Below are 19,027 nucleotides of genomic sequence, written 5' to 3'. Positions count from 1 at the left end.
CGCGAAAACAACCCCATGCACAGTAGACGGGGGTTGTGAAATCAATGGCTTACGCGTGTGCTAAAATCAGCTGACCGCAGCTGGCCAGAACCAACGCCTGGCGCACAAGGCCGGTTGCACCGTCGGGCAAAACAGGCGCATGATGGCATTGTCGGAGAATTGGTGAGACGCGCGGTGACGGCAGGATACCAAAGCATGGCGCGCCTCCTCAGCCGCTGGCCTGTGTTGCCGGGATCGACACCGTGAACACCGTTTCATCCCGCATCGACGACGCGACGATCAACCCGCCATGGGCGCGCGCGATCTCCTGGGCGATGTACAGTCCGAGCCCAAGCCCCTTCTGGTTTGGCAGAACGTCGCCACGATCGAACGCAGTGAAAAGGCGCGGCATCGCTTCCGCCGGAATTGGCGCGCCATTGTTGGCAACGCTGAGATCAAAGCCAGCGCCGGTCGTCTGCGCCAGCACCCTGATCGGCTTGTCGGCGGCGCCATAGGAAATCGCGTTGCCGAGAAGATTGGACAGCATCTGACCTATGCGGTCGGCGTCGATTTTCACAGATCCCGGAACGTCGACGACCGTTTCGATGACGCGATCCGGATGCACGTTCTCGAACTCCGCGACAATCTGCCTGATGACAGGCTCGAGTGGCTGTTCTCTCAACTTGAGCTGCATCCCGGCGCCGAGCCGTGCGCGGGCGAAGTCCATGACATTGTCGATCAGGCCCGCCATCCGGGCCACGCTTCCCTGCAAAAGATTGATCCAGTTCTTGCCCTCGTCATCGACCTTCTTGTTCAGAAGCCGCAGGCCGCCCTGAATCGAGGCGAGAGGGTTTCTGAGGTCGTGACCGAGCACGGCGATGAACTGCTCGCGCAGTTCGGCATTGCGTTGTTCCAGCGCGAGCCTGTTCTCGATCAGTTCGACACGGTCGGCCGCGTCGAGGTGAGACGCGATCAGCTCGGCAAACAGCTTGAACATGCCGATGACTTCCGGGGTCCGAAGCTTGCGCGGCTTCGGATCGATGGCGCAAAGCGTTCCGAAGAATGAACCGTCGGGAAGAATGATCGGCACGGAGATGTAGCTTTGGAAGCCATATTGCGTGGGCGTGTGATGCGTGCCGTACGCGGCATCTTCGCTGACATTGTCGATGACAACAGCCTCACGGCTCTGCCGGATCTCGTGGCAGATCGTGGTTTCGACCTTGAGCTCGTCACCGGGTTTCAGCCCGAACGCAAGTTCATCACGCGAGGCACAGGTGATCCACCTGTCCCCGGTGACGCGGGCAACGGCGGTAAACCCCATGCCGGTGGTCCGGCTGACCACGTCCAGGATGGTCGAGACCGCAGCGATCCCGCTGACCTTGGCTATGTCGCGCTCGAAATCCATTGCCACTCCGCGTCGGAACTTCGCCGGACGACCGTCACCCCCACGAAAGCGCGTCCTTGCAATGGTAAGAAGCACTGCCCGTTATTCCGCGTCAATGTCATTCGATACCGCTCGCCTGGAACGACGCGGTGAACATCGTTTCATGCCAATTGCAACGGCAAGGAAGTCCGCCGTTGCAGCTACCGTCCGCGCCGCCGGGAGCTGACCTCGGGTCTCCCCTCGGGGGCCGCCCACCCCTGGACACTCACATCCGCCAGCGCGTCGAATATAGCCGCTGTGCGTTGCAGGCGGGCGATCGTACGTGCGCCTTCGACGGCAGCGACCAATGCGGAAGCGGTCGAAGATGCGCGCGCGGACGTGAAACCGCACCCTCTGAAATGCTCCGCGACGATCTCGGTTGAATCAGCAAATCCGCGCGCGACCCGTTTGGTCAGTTCAGCGTCGAGTGCAGGAAGCTCATTCGCCAGATTCTGCATGAGACATCCATACTGGAAATCAGAGGCGACCATCTCGGCCGCGAACGCGCCGAAAATCTGGCGAACAAAACTCAGGGCATCGCCGGTCGTATTCGCCGAGATAGCCCGCAACACAGCCATTCTAGTCACAACGTAATGATCGATTGCTTCTTCTGCGAGCTGTGCCTTACCGCGCGGAAAATGAAAATAGAACGATCCTTTAGGCGAGCCGCTTTCTTCGATGATCTGGCTCAATCCCGTCGCAGTGTAGCCTTGGATGCGAAACAGTCGCTCGGCAGTGGCAATCGCGCGATCGCGGGCGTCAGTCTTACGGGGCATCCCGTCAGCATAACACGCCTGGCTTGACACCGCTATGGTGATCGCCATAGTATGGCGATCACCATAGTAAATTTGCCCGCCTTATCACCGCTATCAGATTCACTTCCAGAAGTTGCAGTCTCGGACATTTCACTCTCACAGATTGCTGCGCAGGACATACTCAAATGAGCTCAAGCAACTTCGATTTCGGCAATTGTTCCAGCGAACGGGACCACCGAGATGGCCTCTAGATCCTGCGCGATGATGCTTTTAGGAGCTGCCATGTTCACTGCGATGTCCAGCCGCGTCGTTTCCGGAGAAACGTCAAGCGATGCCATCTGGCACAATAAAATCCCTGTCGCTTTGAGCGAGCCGGCGGTTGATATCGATAAGGATCCGAACCTTCTGCACAGATATGCGGACAATGCGGGAACGAAAATCCACTACGTCACCATGGGATCCCATCAAAAACCGCTGATGGTGTTCGTGCACGGATTTCCTGACTTCTGGTACTCCTGGCGAAATCAGATCCAGGCATTTTCAGCAGATTATCAGGTGGTCGCTCTCGATCTGCGCGGATACGATTTGAGCGATCGGCCGGAAGGCGTCGAGAATTATAAGTTTCCGGTTCTCCTTGATGACATCCGTGCCGTGATCAATGCAGAGAGAAACGGTCGCAAGGCCATCCTGATCGGGCACGACTGGGGCGCCGCTTTGTCGTGGCTATTCGCCGGGCAAAATCCGGACCTGATCGAAAGACTTGTCGTCCTCAGCGTTCCTCATCCCGGCGCCATCACGCGGGAATTGCTCCCTTGGAACCACCCTATCGCGCAGGCCAAGGCCAGCGCCTACGCCACACGCTTCTTCGCTCGAGGCAAAGGCGACAATTTGACTGCGCAGGATTTGGCATACTGGGTTGTCGATCCACAGGTGAGGAGTCGATACGTCGAGGCTTTCGCGAAATCTTCCATCTCGTCCATGATGAATTATTACAAGGCCAACTACGCGTTTTCCCAACTTGCGCTCAATCTTTTCAACCCAACCATGAAGAAGCTCACCGGTGCCGTGATCAAATGCCCGGTCTTGCATCTGCACGGAATCGAGGAGAGCCACGCTTTGCTAAGCACGATTGATCTGGAAAAGTCATGGATTGAAAATCCCGACAATCTCACGGTCAAGATCGTGCCTGACGTTGGCCACTTCATTCAGCATGAAGTGCCTGATTACCTTAATCAGACGATTGCCTCCTGGTTGAAAGATTCAGGAAGCTGAGCCCGGTCTTGCGAGGCTAAGCGCACCGAGGCTTCGCGAAGATCACCTCGCCGACCTCGTCACACTGCATCTCGATGCGAGCATCCGGCTCAGTGGGCTCGCTCAGTGGGCTCGGTCGGTGGACCGGAGCCTGCGCTGACGCCGTCTTCGTCCGAATCATTCTCCGGCTCCCGGATCAGCACCGCCGGTTCGTCGTAACCCTTGCGGCTGCTGTAGAACACCAGCGCCATCAAGCCGATGCCCACGACCAGCGAGAACACGACACCGAGCACCAGTGCGACATAACCCGATGCCGGCACCTCGGTCGTCGTGCTGAACCAGCCGAGATAGCCGAGCGCGCCGGCACCGACGAGGAAAGCGCACAGCACCGCTATGACCGCCCATCTCGCGATCTTGCCGTCTCCGGGAGCGGGTGATTCCGGTTGCCCGTCTGGGCTGTTCATGGATCTCTCCTCAGGGAGCACGCGTCGCACGGCCGTCCCGTCAATTTAGGGGGCGGTGACCTTGGTCGCAATCGCATGCAGGGCCGCCGTCATGGCGACGATTGCAGCCTTGGCCGGCTCGCCGATGCCGTGACGCCCGGCGAGATACGCCGGATCGTTGTAGGACAGCCACGTCGCACCTTGCTCGTCCTGCCAGACCAGCGCCTTCAGCGGCAGATCGATGCCGCTGGTCTGCGACTGCTGCATCAATGGCGTACCACCCCTGGCGTTTCCGAAGAGGATGAGATTGGTCGGGCGCAACGGCAGGCCGGCAGCGGCGGCGCCCGCGGCATGATCGACATGGGCGAATATTTTGAGGCCCTTGGCCATCACCTCGGCTTCCAGCCGCTTCATCGTCTCTTCAGGCCCGAAACTGCTCCTGATCGTGATCAGTCCATCGACGGCCATGGCTTGGGTCTCCCATAAACATGTCGCAGCAACCAGGACGAGGATCTTGAGCAGCGCCGAAACCCTCATGATCACACGCTCATTTCTTGCGGAATAGTTTTGCCGGATCGAATTCCGGGTCCGGAATGAAGCCGTCGCGGTTGGGCATCTTGATCTTCGGCAAGCTGTCCTTATCAACCTTGCCGTCGGGGGGAACGATGCCATTCAGACTCAGGATGTAGGCGGTGACGGCATACGTGTCGTCGGTGCTGAGCGAACCCGGTGTGGGATATGGCATCGCGCGGTGGATGTAGTCGTACAAGGTCGTCGCATAGGGCCAGAAGCTGCCGACGGTCTTGACCGGCGCGCTGGAGGCGAGTGTGCCCTGCCCACCGGCCAGACGATCCTTGATCCCGCCCTGGCCGTTGTCGCCATGACAGGCCGCGCAATTGTCGGCGAAGACCTGCTTACCCTGCGCAACCGTGCCGCTGCCGACAGGCAGCCCCTTGCCATCGGGTGTGACGTCGATGTCCCATAGCTTGATCTCCTCCGGAGTCGCGGGACGGCCGAAATCGAATGCAAATGCGGGCGCCGCGAGCAGGCCGAGCGCGAGAGCCGCTGCGACGAGCCGATTGTCATGCGAGGACATTGCGGACCCTCCCGGCCTCGTCGATGCTCCAGGTCTGCTGGGCGTTGTAGTGGAACAGCGCATTGCTCCCCATCGTGGCGATGAAAGACTGCCGGTCCGGCTGAACGTTGCCTTGCTCGTCGGTCGCGCGGCTCACGATCCTTGTCGGCTTGCCGTCCCAGACCCAGTCCATCTGGAATCGAACTTGTGCCTTGGACAGCACCGGCTGATTCAGCTGCGCCTGTTTCCAACTTTTCGCACCGTCGGTCGATATCTCGACCTTGGCGATCTTGCCATGGCCGCTCCAGGCCAGACCGGAGATAATGTTGTAGCCGGGCTGGATCTGCATCGTGCCCGAGGGCTGTGTGATGACGGAGTTGGTTTCCATCCTCAGCTGGAACTGGCGGGCCTTGCCGTTGGCGAGCAGTTGCGTGTATCGCGCCGTCTCCCAGCGGGTCATCCAGGGCTCAGTGCCGAACTTGAGACGGCGCAGCCATTTGATGTTGAGGTTGCCCTCGAAACCCGGCATCACCAGTCGCATTGGAAACCCGTGCGCGGGGCGCAGTGGTTCGCCGTTCTGACCGTAGGCGACAAAGGCCTCGTTCAAGATTTCGTCGGTCAACGGAATGCTGCGGTCGACGCCCGCGCCGTCGCCTCCCTCCGCGAGCATCCAGTTCGAGTTCTTCTCCTTGCCCGCGAGACCAATCAGGAACTTCAGCGGAACGCCAGTCCACTCATTGGTGCTGACGAGGCCGTGCGTGTTCTGCACCGTCAGGTCAGGGTCTGCCTTCTTCCAGTTTTCCCAGCCGTTTCCGGTGCATTCGATGAAGACCACGCGCGTGACGGACGGCATCCGCTTGAGATCGTCGACGCTGAACACCAGCGGCTTCTGAACCAGGCCATGGATGAGCAGACGGTGCTGCGCGGGATCGATGTCCGGCACCCCGGAATGGCTGCGCTCGTAATGCAGATCGGTTGGCGTGATGTTGCCCACCAGCTTCTGATGCGGCGTCTTGGAGTTGATGGCATCACTGGGGTCGACGTTGCACTTGCCTGGTGTTGCCTCGGGAATGCGATCGATCTTGACGAAGCGCGATCGTTCGCTGTGCGCACCGAGATCGGCGCCGGGCCCGCGATCAGGGATTTCGGCCAGGGTTTGCGCCGCCGCCGCTTCGGTCGCAACCGCCCCCAGAACGCCCGCCGACAGGCCTCCCACGAAACCGCGGCGCGAGACGCTCGCGGACCGTTGCAGTGATTCGATTTGCGTTTTGGACGTCATGCAATCTCCGTCGACCTTCGTGCTTGTTTGGAAATTCCACCGCTTTTCCATGGAGACATTGACCGGATGGCGCCGAAATTGCCCGTTAGGATGTGTTAGAAATCATGAGGGGCGGCGAAGGCGCGTCATCCTGCCCTGCTCCGAAAGCGGCTATCCGGTCCATGGATCATTTCAGCACCGAGAATCTGACGGCCGAGAGGCTGAACGAAAATCATCTCGCCGACCTCGTCGCATTGCATCTCGATGCGGACGTTTCGCGCTATCTCGGCGGCGTCCGCCCGGCGGAGAGGACGAAGACCTATCTGGACGCAAATATCTCCCATTGGGACCAGTATGGCTTCGGGCTGTGGGTGCTGCGAACGAAAGACGGGGCATTCGCCGGGCGAGCGGGCATCCGGCACATCCTGGTGGACGATATCGACGAGGTCGAGATTGCCTACGCGTTCAAGCGCGAATTCTGGGGCCGTGGCCTTGCAAGCGAGACCGCGACCGCGCTGACCGATATCGGGCTGCTACACCACGACCTGCCGTCCCTCATCGGCCTGGTCTATACCGATAATGGTGCATCGCGCCGCGTGCTGGAGAAGTCCAACTATCTCCTCGAGCGACGCACGTTCCGTCACGGCGAAGACGTCGTCATCTACCGCAGCCAGCGGTGAGAGACGGCCTGACGATCACTCGGTGCGCAGGCGAACAACCGATTGCGGCAGCGAGGCCAGAAACAACACCGCGCAAACGCAGAGCAGGACGATGTCCTTGAACAGAAATTCGCCGGTCAGATTCCACGCCATCGGATCGGATGAAAGGCTCCATTTGACGACGCCGGGCGTCGTGAAGAAGAACGACCAGGTGATCGCAAAGGTCACCATGCCCATGAATGAACCAAGCGCGGACGAGACCGGGCTGAAGCTGCCTGCCGCGAGCAGCGCCGCAATCACGAATTCAGCGACGCCGAGGACATATGCCTCTCCCCTCAGGCCGAACACCGACAGCCAGGAGATGAACGGGCTATTGCTGATGAACTGGGCGATCCCCTGGGCGGACTGCGGCGTGAATTTCTGCATGCCAAACGATACGAATATGATCACCATGACCCAGCGCAGAATGGCAAGAGGACGATAGGAACCACCCCCGACCTCAGCGACGTTGAACTCTTTCATCCGACCATGTCTCCCCGGTTTCACATCCATCAGCTCTGCGAGACTACGCTCGCTGAAGGCTGTACGAAGGGGAGCTTCGGTCGTTACCCGCGTCGGCAGGTTTCGGAGATCACGGATGCGTGCGATGCGTTCAGGCGGCCCGTCGTTCCTTCTCCCGATCTCGCACCGTGCTGACCCCAAAAGCTAGAAGTCCGGAGCCGCAGAGCAGGATGGCGGCGGCAATGAAGGCGCTCCGGTATCCACTGCTGTCGTACAAGAATCCTCCGAGGGAGGCGCCCGCCGTGATGGCGAGTTGGATCACCGCGACCATCAGCCCGCCGCCCGCCTCCGCATCCTCAGGCAGCGCCCTGCTCATCCAGGTCCACCAGGCGACCGGCGCGGCCGTGCCGATGAGGCCCCAACCGGCCAGCAGCACGGTGACAACGATGGTTGAACTTCCGAAGGCGATCAAGCCGAGGGCAAGGGCCGCCATCGCAAGCGGCATCCCGATCAGAAGTGCTTGCAGGCTCCGCCTCAGAAGGAAGCTGATGAGGTAGGTCCCCAGCAGGCCCGCGACTCCGAGCACGAGCAGGATGGCCGAGAGCGTGGAGACGTCTACGCGCGTCACGGTCTCCAGAAATGGCCGCAAATAGGTGAAAAGCGCGAACTGGCCCATGAACAGGAGAGCGACCGAGAGCATCCCAATGCCGACAGACCGCCGGCGGAGCAACCCGAATACGTTCCCCGCGGCGTCGCGCTCCGAAGGCATCGAGGGCAATGTCGCGTATTGCCAGACCAGGGTGATGATCGCGAGCGGGACGACGCAGAAGAAGGCGCCTCGCCAGCCGATGAACTGACCTAGAAAGCTCCCGACCGGCGCGGCGATCGTTGTCGCCAGCGCGTTGCCACCATTGAGGAGGCTAAGGGCGGCCGCGACCTGCTGCTCCGGCACAAGGCGCATCACGGTGGCCGCCGACATCGACCAGAACCCACCGATGACGACCCCGATCAGCGCGCGCCCTACCATGAACACCAGCGCGTTCGGCGCCAGCGCCACCATCAGCCCCGAAACGATCATTAGCGAGGTGAGGCCCAGCAGAAGACTGCGCCGATCAATGCCCCGCATCACCGAGGAGATCGCAAGGCTGGCGAAGACGGCGAACAGTCCGGAGACTGCGATGGCCTGGCCCGCCTGCCCCTCGGTCATGTGGAGACCGGTCCCGATGGGGGTCAGCAGGCTGACTGGCATGAACTCGGACGCAATCAATGTCCCGACGCAGAGGGTCAGCGCAAAGACCGCGCTCCATGCCGGACCGGGCGACAGCGTCTCGTTTTTTGGGGCGAGTTGTACGCTCATGAAACCTCTTCCGATCGAGTGGGCGCGCTCGCCCGGGTCAGATGATGCGCCCGATGAAGTGTCTTCACATTCGGTACTGCTCGTCGCCGACCTTCTCCATCCAGTCGACCGCTCGGCCGTCCTGCGATTCCTGGATGGCAATGTGCGTCATGGCTGTGGTGCCCGAGGCGCCGTGCCAGTGCTTCAACCCTGGAGGGAACCAGATGACGTCGCCGGGCCTGATCTCCTGGACAGGACCGCCTTCCCGCTGCACCCAGCCGAGCCCTGCTGTCACGATCAGCGTCTGCCCAAGCGGGTGCGTGTGCCAGGCGGTGCGTGCGCCAGGTTCGAAAGTGACCTGGGCGCCGCTCACGCGCGCAGGCTCGGGAGCCGCGAACAACGGGTCAATGCGCACTGTCCCGGTGAACCAGTCTTCAGGGCCCTTCTGGGAAGGGCGAGATCCGTTTCTTTTGATGTCGATGTCCATTGCAGTCTCCTTCAGTGCTTCGGACGCCCGCGCCGGGGTCAGGCGGATTCCGACGAGGGCGGAGGCGCTTCCGCCAACCAGTATGTCTCTGCGCGTCACCATGGCATGTCTCCGCTCGTGGAGGATCGCGAGCGGGATTGTCGACCGAGGCATTTTCGTTGTTTCAGCGCGGTCGCTTCTCGATGACGTCCTTGACGACAGGTGCCGCGGAGAAAGCATTGGGCCATCCGGCGTAGAAGGCGAGATGGCCGAGCACCTCGCCGGCTTCCTCCCGCGTCAGCCCGTTGTCCATTGCGCGGTTCAGATGATACGTGATCTGCGCAACCTGACCCGTGGCAATCAGCGCGCTCACGGTCACCAGGCTGCGGTCGCGCGGAGCCAGCGCCGGCCTGAGCCAGAGATCGCGGAACAGCACGTCGGTCGTATACTGGACAAGGCTCGGCGTGATCTGCCCGAACTGCTCTCCGACGCGCGTTGCCCGCTGCTTCTCCGCCGCTTCGTCGAGCGGCAGCTGCGGTCCCATCGCGGGCGGGAGCTGATCGGCGCCGATGTTGCGGCTCTCGAAGACTTGCTTCGCAGCCGGGATCGCATCAATCGCGTTGGCCCAGCCGGTGTAGAAGGCCAGATGCGTGATGATCTCCGATATTTCCGACGGCTTCACGCCATTCTCCAGCGAGAGACCCAGATAGTATGGCAGCTCCACCGTCTGACCACGGGCGATGAGAGCTGCGACGGTGACGATGCTGCGGTCCCGAGGCGAGAGACCCGGTCGCTTCCACAGATCGCCATTGACAAATTTTTTCGCGTAGCCTTCGAGGGCTGGCGCGACCGCACGGATGTCTTCCGGCTTTGATATGGTCTTTGCTCCGTCGCTGGATGCGTCTTTGGCCGCGACCGGGCCGTCAGCAAACAGGCAGAATGAAAACAAGGCCGCTGCGAGCATTCTCATCGCGTGGATCCTTCCAGATTTGCCGGTGCGCCATCAGCTACAAGGCGACGAGTGCTGGGCAGAGTTCGGACGTCGATCGCGCCCGGCTGCGACCAATCCGATCGCGGGCTGGCGAGCCCTTGGGCGATGACGAGATCAAGTGGCCCCTCATGTTGATGAGAAAGTAAGGCTTCCGCCCCGGTCCGATTAGGTGATAAAATTCGAATGCAGTCATAAGACAGGCTTATCAATGAACCGGGATGACGCCAGCGATATCCTGGCCTTCCTCGCCGTGGCGAGGGAGCGCAACTTCACGCGTGCCGCAGCCAAGCTTGGTATGACGCAATCGGCGCTGAGCCAGATCGTCCGAAAGTTGGAGGAACGCCTTGGCGTCCGTCTTCTCAACCGAACGACCCGGAGTGTCACGCCAACCCAAGCCGGAGAACGGCTGTTCCTGAGCCTCGGGCCCAAATTCACGGAGATGGATGCTGATCTCGCCGCCTTGAGCGAACTCCGGGAAAAGCCCGCGGGAACCGTACGGCTGACCGCGACGGAGTACGCCGCCGCCGAGATCCTGCTGCCGGCGCTGGGGAAGATTCTTCCCCAGTATCCAGACATCCGCGCCGAAGTGATCATCGACTACGGGCTCACCAACATCGTGGCGCAGCAGGTCGACGCGGGAATTCGTCCGGGCGAGCTCGTCGCCAAGGACATGATCGCTGTGCGAATAAGTCCCGATCTTCGAATGGCCGTCGTTGGATCGCCGTCCTACTTCGCTGAACGCAAGCGACCCAGGACGCCTCAGGATCTAACTGGGCACAATTGCCTGAATCTGCGCCTACCGACTCACGGCGGCAGCCTCTACGCCTGGGAGTTCGAGAAGAACGGTCGGGAGCTCAACGTGCGCGTGGAAGGACAGCTCGTGTTCAACAGCGCAGGGCTTCTGCTGGAGGGCGCGCTCAAAGGCTTCGGACTTGCCTACCTCACCGAAGGGCACGTGCAGCCATACATCTCGCAGGGCCGGCTGATCAGGGTGCTGTCGGATTGGTGTCCGCCGTTCTCGGGTTACCACCTTTATTATCCCAGTCGGCGCCAACCTTCACCGGCATTCTCGCTGCTCGTCGAGACCCTTCGATATCGCGGCAAGTAGAACTCACAGCCGCTCACGGTGCCGGACAATCCTCGGCCGGGCACGACTGCTACCTGAAATACCCCAGCACGAGATCGACATCCGCGCTGCCGGCGGCCGTGCCGTTCAGCTCGGCGTCGATGACGCGGCGGCAGGCTTCGATAGCGGCATGGTCACCGAGGTCGTTGGCGGCTTCCAGCACGAGCCAGGCGGCATCGACCGACGCCTGGTCCGCGGCTCCGCCGCCGATCTCGCCGGCTGCGGCCTTGTTGAGGTTCTTCTTGCGAATGGCGGTGCCGAATTGAGGCAACATTGCAGATACTCCCTCTCGCTCAGTGTACCTGGAGCTCGGGCTGACGGCCCGCGTCGGCACCCGCGGTCTTGCGCGACTGGTAGAACTTCAAGACGCTGCGCGAGGTCTCGATCTTGAGCTTGCCGAAATCGCGTTCGTTATCGTGGAGCTCGCGCGCCGTGATCAGGTGATCCTTGGCGCCGAGGAACAGCAGCGACATGGTGGTGTCCCAGGAGAAATCGAGCGCCTTGCACAGCACCAGGATCATCTCGCGATTGCGGTCCATCATCGCACGCTCGATCACGTCGACCGGCAGCGACGACAGCAGCGACAGGCCGATCTGCACCTCGTCGAAGCGGTGCTGACGCGCATAGTTCGAGATCGAGTCCTGGTTGAGGTTGCCCTGCCGGTACTGCGTCGTCACCACGCGCTTGGCGACGAAATAGCTGCGCGAGGACGGGCCGAACTTGGAGTGCAGATCGCCGGTGACGTCGCTTACCGAGCTCTGGATCTGTGCCATCATTTCCGGGCGCTCGTGCTCGAGCCGGCGGCGGACGTCTTCTGACGCCTTCGAGATCAGCTGCTGGAAGATGTGACGCGGCACGTCCTTGCGCAGGCCAAGCTGCTCGGCAAGAATCGAGTCTCCCTCGGCGCGGCGGACCATGTGCAGAAGGCCCGAGCCGGAGAAGCGCGCGCCCTCGTTCCGGGCAACCGACGTCACGACCTCCTGGTCGCCGCGCTTGACCAGCACGTCGGTGACGGCCTCGCCGATCGACTTGCGCTGGGCGATCGCGAGCAGATGCGACTGGCTCTTGGTCATGGCGCTCTCGACCAGCAGCTTCTCGTCGATACGATTGGAGTCGCGCAGCACGGGACCGGCGACCTCGATTTCGTCGGCGGTCGCGAGTTGCGCAATGACATTGAGCGGTGCGTGATCACAGGCTGCCATGACCTCGGAGAGCTGCACCCGTGCGGCGACCTCGATCTCGTCGGCGAGCCGGCCGATGACCTCGCCGAACGTGCTGATCTCGTCGTCGCTGTAGCGGCCGGTGATCAGAATGTCGGTCGCGTGCCACAACGCCTTGGTCCGGCTTTCGTCGGTGCCACGTGCGATCGCGTCGTCCAGATCCTGCAGAAGTGTTGTCGCGCCGTTCATCCCGATGACCCCAGTTCTTGGCTAGCCATCCTGCTTGTGCCGCAGGACGCCGAGTTCCTCTGGGAACAGAGACTAGGGAACAAACGCGAGAATCCGGTAAAGTCGGCAGATCAGTTTTGCCGAGGAAAATTCGCTAAAAAGCGAGGGAATGGGTTTACCGGTGCGTCGCGAGGAAGCTGCGCCCCTCTCTCCCGCTAGCTGAAAAGGCTTGGGGCACTGATGCCTCTGCGGCGTCATGGCCGGGACAAGCCCCGGGCATGACGGACTGTCACCTACGGATTCTGTGGCGTCAGCACCAGCGGCGGCTTTGGCTTGGGCTTTGCAGGCGGCGGGCCGGGAGCCGGCCTCACGTCGATCGGCGGAGGCAGCGGCGCGATCTGGTGGCTCGCAAGCGGCGGGCTTGTGAGTTGAGGGCTTGTAAGTGGCGGGCTTGGCGCTGCGGGAGCGGCCTGCGGCGCCTTCGGCGTCGGCGCAACCCTGATATCGGCCTTGGGCTTCGGCGGCGGCGCGCGGCGCGGATCGCGGCCGGGCATCGGCACATCCGGCAGCGACGGCTCCGGCGTCGGTTCGGGCGACACCAGGGTCGGCAGCGCGGCGGTCGCCGGCGGCGGCTCGCCGCGCTCGATGGCGTCCAGCCGGCGCGTCTCACGATCAATCGTGCGCACCGCAAGCCAGGACGACAGCGGCCCGAGATCGACGGTGCGATTGAGCCTGTCGGGGGGACCCGCCGCGAACAGCTGGATCTCCGGCGGTGCGCCGGAGAGCCCGGTCATGATCGGCGTCAGGCTGGCGCGGATGTCGGCCTGGTCGGCGGGGATGTCGTAGCCGCCGGAGACGATGGCGCGCGCGTTCTTCGCCTCCAACGACGTTGCGCCGACGCGCAGCCGCCCGTCGCGGATCGTGAACGGGATCTGCGCCGAGGCCACTGCAATCGGCCCCGCCGACAGCGCGGGCTCGACCAGCTGGCGCAGCCGATTGTCATCGGCGACCTGGCCGCCGTCGCTGGCGCGGATGGCGATCTCGAAGGCGCGCGGATTGAGGCCGGAGATTTCAGCGGAATCAAGCGTCACCGTGCCGTTGCCGGCGAGCGCGCCGGTGAGGGCCGCGACGCTGCGGCCCTGGCTGGTCAGCGCCATCTGCGCCGAGGCGCGTCCCTTCGGCAGCGCGAGGTCGCGATAGCGCAGCGCCGCCGCGTCGACATTGCCGAGCTCGATGCGCGCGTTCAACGTCAGACCGTTGGCGCCAGTGCGCGCATCAAGGCTCGCCGACAGCTCGCCGCCGCCGAGGCCGCCCTTCATTGCGTCGAGCGCGAGCGACTGACCGTCGCTCCGGATCGTACCGCCGAAGGGGCGCAGCTCGATGCCGCCGGGCAACGTGCCGTGCAAGGCCTGGAAGGCGACGCGGCCGCGCCAGCCGCCGAGAAGCCCGGCACTCAACGGCGCATTGGCATCGTGTCCGGCCGCGCCGATGGCCATCGCAAGCGCCGGCACGAGGTCGAGCGAATCGAGACCGACTTCGCCCTCGACGGTCTTCTCCTGATCGAGCGTCACCGCCAGATGACCGCGCAGATGCGAGCCCGCCAAGGTGCTGTCGAGATCGTTGAAGGTCAGGCGGTTGCCGGAAAGGCTGACGCGCGAGGACAGATTGACGCTCTGCACGGATTTATCGGCCGGGCTGGTCCCGAACAGCGGGGCCAGATTGGCGTTGCGCACGCGTAAATTCACGCTGCCTTTCGGCTCCGACAATTCGACGGTGCCTTGTGCGTCCGCATCCAGCCCGCCGCCGCTGAGCTTTGCATTCAATTGCAGCTGATGACGCCACGCGCCGCTCAAGCGGCCTTCGAACTGCGAAGCGCCCTCGCCTGCGGCGACCACGCGATCGAGCCCGAGCAACGCCAGCAGCGCACTTCCCTGTGGTGTCGAGACTTTCGAATCCAGCGTGAAGTCGCTGTCGCGCAAGCGCTCGATGTCGATGCCGTTGACGGCGGCTACCGGCGTCTGCGCGGCCAGCGTCGCGCTGGCCTTGAGCTGCGGCGAGTCGAGCTCGATTACCGCGCGCGCGTCGTTGCGATCGGCGTGCTCGGTGTTCTTGTCGAGGCTGAGGTCGAGCTTGAGGCGGGTCGCACCTGGCAGCGACGGGATGGCGTCGAAGCGCGCGCGCACCGACGGCGCAAACGGCTCGAGCAGCGCGGTGAGATCGCGCAGCGAATTGGCGGAGGATTTCAGCGCGAGCTTGCCCGTTGCCTTGGCGCGGTCGAAGCTGCCGCTCGCTTCCGTGGTCACGCCGCTGGCCTGGCCGAACCGCAACTGCTCCAGCGAGAGCGATGCCGCGCCGTAGCCGAGTTTTGCGGTGAACGGCCGCAGCTCTTGGCCTGCCGAGATCGCGCGGCCGATATCGAGCGACAGCTTCGCTTCCTCCGGCCATTCGCCCTGCGGCCCCGAAAGCGCGCGCACAAAACTCGCGGCAGCATCGAGGTCGAGGCGGTCGGCCTTGAGCTCCGCGTCGATCCGCGAGCCCTTGCTCGCGCCGGTCTGGACGAAAGCGATGCGGCCTTCGACCGCGCCGCCCTCGATCTCGGCCTTCAGCCTGTCGATGGCCAAATGGTTGGCGGCGATGGTCACGTCGCCGGCAAGGCGCAGCGGCCGCGTGCTGCGGCGGTTGACCTCGCTGCGGCCCTGAAGCCAGGCCACCAGCGTATCGGGATCGGAGGAATCGACGCTGAGACGGCCGCTGAAACTGTCGGCGCCGGGCGTCGCGCCGTTGAGCGAGAGCTGCGTCTGGCCCGGGGCGCGCAGCTCCAGCCGCTGGAAGGTCCAGGACCGTCCGTCGGTCGCAAGCTCGGCCGTGATGTTCTGGAGCGGACGGCCGCCGAGCATGATCTGGTCGGAGTTGAACTCGATCTGTGCCGGGATCGGCGCCTGCGGGATTGCGGCGAGGCCAGCACGCAGCGCCGGCAGGATGCGCTGCGGCTCGGCATCGTTCTTGGCCGTCAGCTTGTCGGCATCGACCTGGCGCGCCGACAGCACCGCGCGCAGCAGCGGCGACGCTCCGAACCTGATATCGCCGACGCCGCCGAGCTTCAGCGCGGAGTCTTCGGCCCCGAAGCTGGCATCGACCTGCTCGAACTTGGCGCCGGCCGGATCGGCCTTGAGTTTCGTCGTGAGCTTCCAGGGCATCGGCCCTGCATCGCCGGCCTTCTTCGGCGCCGGCACGGCAAGCGTCAGCGCGCCCTCGAATTTCGGCAGGCGGTTGTCGAAGGCGAGCACGCCTTCGAGATCGGCCAGGATGGCGCGCTCGCCGGGATCGATGTTGAGGTGGAGGCGCGTGGCGTTGCCGTCGGCGCTCGGGCCGGAGGAGACGCGGAACGGATAGCGCACTCCGCTGGCCGTGAAACTGCCGTCGCCCCGGACCGAGCCGGCCAGCGAGCGCACGTCGCCGGAGAAGGCGATGTCGTTGAGCTCCAGCGTCGAACGGCTGGCGGCATCATGCAGGGCGATGCGGCCGGTGAGGTTCAGCCGCTCGATCGCCAGCGATGCCAGATTGAAGCTGCCGCTTGCGGTGGACGGCAAATCGACCCGCCCGCGCGCGTCGAGGCCGAGATCGACCGCCATGCCGTTGACCGAAAGCTCGGTGGCGCGCCATTCGCCGCGCATCAGCGAGCTCAGGCTGAACTCGACGTCGAGCTTGTCGGCGCGCAGGCGGCCGAGATCGTTGTTGCCGCCGAAGGTGACCCCGCGCAGCCGCAGCGTCGGCGCCGGCAACAGCCGCGCGTCGAGCTCGCCCGCCACCCGCACCGGCACGCCGATGATCCTGCCGGCCTCCGCTTCGAACTGGGGCCTGAACTGGTTCCAGTCGACGAAGTAAGGCCCGATCAGAGCGGCCAGCAGCGCTAAGATAAAGGCAATCGCCAATCCGAGCAGCGTCGTCTGCACGGGTCTCCCCTCGGCCAAACCGGATGCGGGCCTTGCCTGAGCCGCAGGGCCTCAGACGTACCGGAACAGCCCCTTATATAGGGGGAAGTGTGGCGAAGTCACAGCGACTGTTGCGCGCGGAGGTTAACGCGGGCGGCCATCACCAGCTCGCAGGCAGCCGCTTCAGGCCGCGCAGCACGAAGGTCGGCCGCCATTCCGGGTTTTCGACGTCGTCGATGCGCAGGTCGGGCAGCCGCCGCAACAGCGTGGCGATGGCGATCTCGGCCTCGAGGCGCGCCAATTGGGCCCCCAGGCAGAAATGGATGCCGCCGCCGAACGACAGCGGCCTTACATTCTGGCGGGTGACGTCGAGCCGGTCGGGGCGGTCAGGATAGACCGCCGGGTCGCGGTTGGCCGAGCCCAGCAAGCAGAGCACGGTCTCGCCCTTGGGGATCTTCGCGCCGCCGAGATCGTCGATATCCTCCAGCGCGACCCGCCCGGTCATCTGGACCGAGGAATCGTAGCGCAAGAATTCCTCGATCGCACCCACCATCAGCTCCGGCCGCGCCTTCAACAGCGCGAGCTGGTCCGGATTGCGATGCAGCGCCAGCAGGCCATTGCCGATCAGATTGACCGTGGTCTCGTGGCCGGCGCCGAACAACAGGATGATGTTGGCGGTCAGCTCCTCGTTGGTGAGCTTGTTGCCGTCTTCCTCGGCCTGCACCAGCTGAGTGATGAGATCGTCGCCGGGATTTTTGCGACGCAGCTCGAACAGCTGCTGGAAATACATCTGCGCCATCATGTTGCCGGCGTTGCCCTTGGCGATCTCCTCCGGTGAAAGCGGCACGGGGTCGAGCAGCCGTCCGCCGTCGCGCGAGCTGTTATAGAAAGTCTCGCGATGGTCCTCGGGGATGCCGAGCATGTCGCAGATGATGGTCACAGGCAGGCGGAAGGCGAAATCCTCGATCAGGTCCATATGGCCGCGGTCGATCACGGCATCGATGGTCTGGTCGACGATCTCCTGGATCCGCGGCCGCATGTCCTCGACGCGGCGGGCGGTGAAGGCCTTTACGACGAGGCCGCGCAGGCGGCTGTGGTCGGGCGGATCGGCCTGCAGCATCCAATGACTCATGCTGCGGAAGACCGGCTCCTCCATGATCTTCTCGCTGTAGCGGCGCTTGGAACGCTCGACGAAATCCTTGCCGAAACGCTTGTCGCGCATCACGAGGCTGACATCGGCATGGCGGCTCGTGACGAACTGGCCGAACGGCGTCACGTGAATCGGATAGATCGCGCGGAGCCGGTCATAATGCGGATAGGGATCGCGGATGAAGTCCGGCGACAGCGGATTGAACAGCGGACCGCCGGCGCCCTGCACGTGCTCGTTCATGGTGACCTCATGTCGGTTGCCGCATGAATCGCATACGCCGGGCAGCCCCTCTTGCGCAGCGTAACCATCCCTGAATTATCAACTCGATACATTGTTGTATCGAGTTGCATTCTGCCCTAACCTGTTCCGATGTCAAGGGTGAGAACCAGGCCGACCAGGGACGACACGCGCGACAGGCTGTTCGAGGCGGCCGCGCGCGTGTTCGAAGAGGACGGCATCGGCGGCGCCAGCATCGAGGCGATCGCGGCGGCGGCCGGATTCAGCCGGGGAGCGTTCTATTCCAACTTCAAGAGCAAGGACGAGCTGATCATCGCCATGCTCGAGGACCATGTCGCGCAGTCGATCCGGCGCAACATGGACATCCTCGCGCAGCACGACAATCTCGACGACTTCATCGCGGCGCTGAAGGCGATGGATCGCACAAGGCAGGATCCACTCGGCCGCTCGCCGCTGCTCCACATGGAGATGATCCTGTTTGTCGCGCGCGCGGAGAAGCGCCGGCCGGAGCTTGCAAAGCGCCTGCGCGCGCGGCGCAAGCTGGTCGCCGACATCGTCGAGGCCACGTTGAAGAGCAACGCGAAGGGCGACACGCTCAATCCCCCATGGATGGCCTCCGTCGTGCTGGCATTGGAAGACGGCTTTCGCCTGCACCGCCTGATCGATCCGGAGACGACGCCGGCCGACAGCTTTCTGCGCGCGATCACGGATCTGCGGCGCAGGACGGGATTATCGTCGGACTAGCGTTTGTTGTCTTCAGATCGTCGAGCTTCGCTGTTCCCGCTCGACATCGGCGCGCCGCGCTGCGCCGCTGGAACCTGCCGCAATCATCCGCGCGCATTTTCCACATCACCGTACCCCATCCAAGGAACGTTTCCGCAGCTTGCCACTTTATCCCGAGCCTGTTTTGGCAATTTGATCATTGGAGGAGACAGCGATGAGGATTCTGAAATTGTCTGCGGCCGCAGCCGCGCTGCTGGCCGGTACGGCGCTCGCGATGGCGCAGTCGAGCTCGACGGTCGGCACGGGTGGCTCGTCAGCCGGCGGTGGCACCAGC

The 19,027-nt window shown here is 63.4% G+C and carries 18 protein-coding genes; 4 read left to right on the top strand and 14 right to left on the bottom strand.

Annotated features, from left to right (window positions below; all coding sequences use genetic code 11):
* Positions 1-208 precede the first annotated feature (208 nt).
* Both IVB47_RS05995 and IVB47_RS05990 read right to left on the bottom strand, forming a co-directional pair.
* Complete coding sequence (locus tag IVB47_RS05995) at positions 209-1,384, bottom strand: GAF domain-containing sensor histidine kinase (protein ID WP_247460375.1); 1,176 nt, start codon at positions 1,382-1,384, stop codon at positions 209-211.
* Positions 1,385-1,563: 179 nt separating this feature from the next.
* Positions 1,564-2,178 carry a TetR/AcrR family transcriptional regulator gene (locus IVB47_RS05990; protein WP_247460567.1) on the bottom strand — a complete coding sequence of 205 codons (615 nt, stop codon included), beginning with the start codon at positions 2,176-2,178 and terminating at the stop codon, positions 1,564-1,566.
* A 261-nt stretch (positions 2,179-2,439) separates the two neighbouring features.
* Here IVB47_RS05990 and IVB47_RS05985 point away from each other — a divergent pair, with 261 nt between their 5' ends.
* Positions 2,440-3,429, top strand: coding sequence for an alpha/beta hydrolase (locus IVB47_RS05985; RefSeq protein ID WP_247460373.1), 990 nt, complete (start codon positions 2,440-2,442; stop codon positions 3,427-3,429).
* A gap of 89 nt (positions 3,430-3,518) precedes the next feature.
* Here the strand turns inward: IVB47_RS05985 and IVB47_RS05980 are convergent, their stop codons facing one another.
* Genes IVB47_RS05980 through soxC form a run of 4 tightly spaced genes read right to left on the bottom strand, consistent with a single transcriptional unit; the run spans position 3,519 to position 6,205 of the window.
* Positions 3,519-3,872: a hypothetical protein gene (locus IVB47_RS05980; RefSeq protein ID WP_247460371.1), complete on the bottom strand. Its 354-nt coding sequence runs from the start codon at positions 3,870-3,872 to the stop codon at positions 3,519-3,521.
* A gap of 45 nt (positions 3,873-3,917) precedes the next feature.
* On the bottom strand, positions 3,918-4,388 hold the full coding sequence (locus tag IVB47_RS05975; protein WP_247460370.1) for a DUF302 domain-containing protein: 471 nt from the start codon (positions 4,386-4,388) through the stop codon (positions 3,918-3,920).
* A 10-nt stretch (positions 4,389-4,398) separates the two neighbouring features.
* Positions 4,399-4,947 (bottom strand): cytochrome c, encoded by a 549-nt coding sequence (locus tag IVB47_RS05970; RefSeq protein WP_247460369.1) that lies wholly within the window; start codon positions 4,945-4,947, stop codon positions 4,399-4,401.
* Positions 4,934-6,205: a sulfite dehydrogenase gene (soxC, locus tag IVB47_RS05965; RefSeq protein ID WP_247460566.1), complete on the bottom strand. Its 1,272-nt coding sequence runs from the start codon at positions 6,203-6,205 to the stop codon at positions 4,934-4,936. The genes IVB47_RS05970 and soxC overlap by 14 nt, the downstream gene beginning before the upstream one ends.
* Positions 6,206-6,366: 161 nt before the next feature.
* On the opposite strand from soxC, the gene IVB47_RS05960 reads away from it, so the two are divergent.
* Positions 6,367-6,864, top strand: a complete 498-nt coding sequence (locus IVB47_RS05960) for a GNAT family N-acetyltransferase (protein ID WP_027570780.1) — start codon at positions 6,367-6,369, stop codon at positions 6,862-6,864.
* A gap of 15 nt (positions 6,865-6,879) precedes the next feature.
* Here IVB47_RS05960 and IVB47_RS05955 read toward each other — a convergent pair whose 3' ends face one another.
* The 4 genes from IVB47_RS05955 to IVB47_RS05940 form a co-directional block, all read right to left on the bottom strand.
* Entirely contained in the window at positions 6,880-7,365 is a 486-nt protein-coding gene (locus IVB47_RS05955; protein ID WP_247358779.1) for a DUF417 family protein, read from the bottom strand.
* Positions 7,366-7,495: 130 nt separating this feature from the next.
* Positions 7,496-8,701 (bottom strand): MFS transporter, encoded by a 1,206-nt coding sequence (locus IVB47_RS05950; RefSeq protein ID WP_247460368.1) that lies wholly within the window; start codon positions 8,699-8,701, stop codon positions 7,496-7,498.
* 64 nt (positions 8,702-8,765) lie between these two features.
* Positions 8,766-9,161, bottom strand: a complete 396-nt coding sequence (locus IVB47_RS05945) for a cupin domain-containing protein (protein ID WP_027570777.1) — start codon at positions 9,159-9,161, stop codon at positions 8,766-8,768.
* 169 nt (positions 9,162-9,330) lie between these two features.
* Positions 9,331-10,116 (bottom strand): carboxymuconolactone decarboxylase family protein, encoded by a 786-nt coding sequence (locus IVB47_RS05940; RefSeq protein ID WP_247460367.1) that lies wholly within the window; start codon positions 10,114-10,116, stop codon positions 9,331-9,333.
* A gap of 229 nt (positions 10,117-10,345) precedes the next feature.
* On the opposite strand from IVB47_RS05940, the gene IVB47_RS05935 reads away from it, so the two are divergent.
* Positions 10,346-11,245 carry a LysR family transcriptional regulator gene (locus tag IVB47_RS05935; RefSeq protein WP_247460366.1) on the top strand — a complete coding sequence of 300 codons (900 nt, stop codon included), beginning with the start codon at positions 10,346-10,348 and terminating at the stop codon, positions 11,243-11,245.
* A gap of 49 nt (positions 11,246-11,294) precedes the next feature.
* Here the strand turns inward: IVB47_RS05935 and IVB47_RS05930 are convergent, their stop codons facing one another.
* The 4 genes from IVB47_RS05930 to IVB47_RS05915 all read right to left on the bottom strand — a co-directional run bounded on the left by IVB47_RS05930 (position 11,295) and on the right by IVB47_RS05915 (position 17,973).
* Positions 11,295-11,537 (bottom strand): hypothetical protein, encoded by a 243-nt coding sequence (locus IVB47_RS05930; protein WP_247460365.1) that lies wholly within the window; start codon positions 11,535-11,537, stop codon positions 11,295-11,297.
* Between the two features lie 19 nt (positions 11,538-11,556).
* On the bottom strand, positions 11,557-12,672 hold the full coding sequence (locus IVB47_RS05925) for a DUF2336 domain-containing protein (RefSeq protein ID WP_247288058.1): 1,116 nt from the start codon (positions 12,670-12,672) through the stop codon (positions 11,557-11,559).
* 272 nt (positions 12,673-12,944) lie between these two features.
* Entirely contained in the window at positions 12,945-16,604 is a 3,660-nt protein-coding gene (locus IVB47_RS05920; protein ID WP_247460364.1) for an AsmA-like C-terminal region-containing protein, read from the bottom strand.
* A gap of 139 nt (positions 16,605-16,743) precedes the next feature.
* Positions 16,744-17,973, bottom strand: a complete 1,230-nt coding sequence (locus IVB47_RS05915; RefSeq protein WP_027570771.1) for a cytochrome P450 — start codon at positions 17,971-17,973, stop codon at positions 16,744-16,746.
* Positions 17,974-18,102: 129 nt separating this feature from the next.
* On the opposite strand from IVB47_RS05915, the gene IVB47_RS05910 reads away from it, so the two are divergent.
* On the top strand, positions 18,103-18,714 hold the full coding sequence (locus IVB47_RS05910; RefSeq protein ID WP_027570770.1) for a TetR/AcrR family transcriptional regulator: 612 nt from the start codon (positions 18,103-18,105) through the stop codon (positions 18,712-18,714).
* The last annotated feature ends 313 nt before the right edge of the window (positions 18,715-19,027 follow it).

The organism is Bradyrhizobium sp. 62 (assembly GCF_023073035.1).
Taxonomy (GTDB): Bacteria; Pseudomonadota; Alphaproteobacteria; order Rhizobiales; family Xanthobacteraceae; genus Bradyrhizobium.
Note: the sequence above shows the minus strand (reverse complement) of the source record. Positions and strands in the feature narration are given on the sequence as shown.